We start from the raw sequence: 2,620 nt of genomic DNA on the forward strand, positions 1-2,620 counted from the left end.
CCGAAAACCTTGAACTTGGCTGGGAATACCGCAACCGCAATTTTCATATTGTAGAAAAGCGCCTCATACAGGCAGGCCTGCGCATCGCTATGGTGCTGAATGAGGTGTATGGCGGGCGGTGAGGTAGCATCAAACAGGGCCGATCTGAAACTATGCAGCTCATATTTTTAAGTTTGCGCTGTGTTGTTTTTTCTGAGCTGGTTTCCAAAATGGCAAGGTGAGGCTGTATTAGTTGCTAAGGTGCCGGGCTTTTGCTACTTTAGGTACATAAAAGTTTCATTTTGGGTTCACTTACCTTTCTTTTCCTATGAAAGCATTAATAGCAGCAAAAAGCGATGTTCAGTTAAAGACAAGAGAGTCGCTCACGGGCGAGAAAAAATGGTACGTACTTACTGTAGAAAACGAACAGGATCTGATGTCCGGGCTTGATTCCGAAAATCCGGAACTACTTGTTTTGGACACAGAGAGCTTCAACGTAGCTGAGGTTTTTGATCAGGTAAACCTGTTGGAAAGGGCAACGAAAGTGTTGTTTTTACTGGATAATCAGGTTCCTGATTCTACAGAGAATATACGAACGTTTCTTCGGCCCGGTATTTCCGATTACTTAACCAAACCTTTTGATGAAGAACTGCTGCGGCACAGGATATTCTCGCTGATATCCGCCTCCTTTCTGAATACAGATACGAAGACCAAACAAAATCTGCTTCCGGAGCTGCATGACCGCAAAACCGGAAGACTTGATGCAAAAAAAATTGCTGATGTACTCGGCATAAGCCTGAAAGCACTCTCAGCTGCTTTGGACAAAAATTATCGTGCATTACACAAAACACCGCACAGCGAAAAAATACAGAAAGAACTCGCCGTATATAAACGCATTATCGAAGTGCTGTATGAACTCTTTCAAAAGCCCGAGGATATCCACATCTGGCTTAACAGCCCGAGCGTTGACTTTGGCGGGAAAACTCCTTTGAACCTGATCACAGAGGGTTATGCTGAAGCAGTTCTTGATTTGGTCAAAGATGTTCAGGAAGGAAGCGCTGGTTAATGTTACCGGAGTCCGAGCTGAGAAATAAGCTGGCTGTATGCCCGCTTGGGCGGTTTCAGGGCAGATTGTGGCGCGAAATCCATACTGAACATATTTTGGATGCTAATCCCAGACCTTTATATGCAGAGGGTCCTGTTAAGTCGGGAGCAAGATTTACACCCAAAGGAGGCTTCCGGACTCTTTATCTTAGTTTTGACCGGTTAACAGCTTCTCTTGAAATACAGGCATCTTTCAGAAAATATGATGGCAGCCTTATTGATCTGGCAGACAGGCCAACAACGATACTACCTGTTGACGCCGACCTTGATTCGGTTCTCGACTTCACCAATGCTGACACCCTCGATTTACTAAACACAAACATTTCTGAGCTTACCGGCGAATGGAGGTACGCACAGCTTACTTCAGAGGCTGTAACACAAATTTTGGGTCGCGCCGCATTTGAGTCCGGCCGAATCAAAGCAATGAAATACCGCTCTGCGAAAGATCCACGGCACGGCTTATGTCTCGCTGTTTTCATCGACCGGCTCGTAAAAGGTCACGACCAAATCTCCTGTATTGATAAATCAAAAAAATTGTCGGTACTTATACCCTAACGTACAGATACCATGAACTTAACCCTGCTATGAAAATCGGCCTTATTTCAGATACGCATTCCTACCTCGATCCGCAGGTGCCTGAGTACTTCGCGGACTGCGATGAAATCTGGCATGCCGGCGATTTTGGAACGCTCAAAATTGCCGAACAGCTTCGGGAGGTTGCCCCGCTTCGCGGCGTGTACGGCAACATCGACGGGCAGGACATCCGTCAGGAGTTCCCGCGTATCCTGCGGTTCAATGCCGATGGGGTGCAGGTGTTTATGACGCACATCGGCGGAAATCCCGGCCGGTACGCCATCCCCATCCGTCAGGAGCTTTACAGTAACGTGCCGGATCTGTTCATCTGCGGGCACAGCCACATCCTGAAAATTGCCCGCGACAAAGAAGCCGGAAACCTGCTTTTCATGAATCCCGGGGCCGCAGGCCGGCACGGCTTTCAGGTAGAGCGCACCATCGTGCGTTTTCAGATCGAGGCCGGAAAAATATTCGACGTGCAGGTGATCATCCTCGGCAAGCGGTAGCCGGCATCACGAGAGAAAGATCGCCGGGCAAAGTCCCGATGCCGTTCATCCAAAACTACTCATCAGCCAATGAAAATCGCTGTTTTTGATGCGCTCAATTTTGAAATCAAATATCTTGAAGAAGCCAATCAGGGCAGGCATGAGCTCCGCTTTCTCAAACCGGAGCTCAGTGAGCAGACCGCAAGCCTTGCGCAGGGCGCCGATGCGGCCCTCATCTTTGTAAACGACCGCGCTGATGCGCCGGTGCTCGAAAAACTTGCCGAAGCCGGCGTCAGATTCGTTGCGCTTCGGTCTGCCGGTTTCAACAATGTGGATCTTGAGAAAGCCGCAGCGCTTGGCCTGAAGGTCGCCAACGTGCCGGAATACTCCCCGCATGCGGTTGCCGAGCACACCGTAGCACTCATGTTAGGCCTCAACCGGAAACTCATCCGCGCCAACAACCGCATCCGCGACCTCAA

General features: G+C 49.2%; 3 protein-coding genes and 1 pseudogene. All 4 read left to right on the plus strand.

All coding sequences use genetic code 11. The annotated features are described in order from the left end of the window. Window positions 1–307 precede the first annotated feature (307 nt). A complete protein-coding gene (locus tag LAT75_RS15555) occupies window positions 308–1,045 on the plus strand; it encodes an antitoxin Xre/MbcA/ParS toxin-binding domain-containing protein (RefSeq protein ID WP_291483758.1) in 738 nt (245 codons plus the stop codon). Then, the gene (locus tag LAT75_RS15560) at window positions 1,045–1,638 is read left to right on the plus strand and encodes an RES family NAD+ phosphorylase (protein ID WP_291483759.1); all 594 of its coding nucleotides are present in this window, start codon (window positions 1,045–1,047) and stop codon (window positions 1,636–1,638) included. Before LAT75_RS15555 ends, LAT75_RS15560 begins: the two co-directional genes overlap by 1 nt. Window positions 1,639–1,667: 29 nt before the next feature. Further along, the gene (locus LAT75_RS15565; protein ID WP_291483761.1) at window positions 1,668–2,162 is read left to right on the plus strand and encodes a metallophosphoesterase family protein; all 495 of its coding nucleotides are present in this window, start codon (window positions 1,668–1,670) and stop codon (window positions 2,160–2,162) included. A 69-nt stretch (window positions 2,163–2,231) separates the two neighbouring features. Further along, window positions 2,232–2,620, plus strand: a pseudogene (locus LAT75_RS15570) (2-hydroxyacid dehydrogenase); the annotation flags it as partial.

Origin of the sequence: Cyclonatronum sp. (assembly GCF_022565315.1) — a bacterium.
Taxonomy (GTDB): Bacteria; Bacteroidota; Rhodothermia; order Balneolales; family Cyclonatronaceae; genus Cyclonatronum.

Coding starts and splice junctions, on each gene's coding strand:
- LAT75_RS15555 (WP_291483758.1), top strand. CDS start 308: ATGAAAGCATTAATAGCAGCAAAAAGCGATGTTCAGTTAAAGACAAGA.
- LAT75_RS15560 (WP_291483759.1), top strand. CDS start 1,045: ATGTTACCGGAGTCCGAGCTGAGAAATAAGCTGGCTGTATGCCCGCTT.
- LAT75_RS15565 (WP_291483761.1), top strand. CDS start 1,668: ATGAAAATCGGCCTTATTTCAGATACGCATTCCTACCTCGATCCGCAG.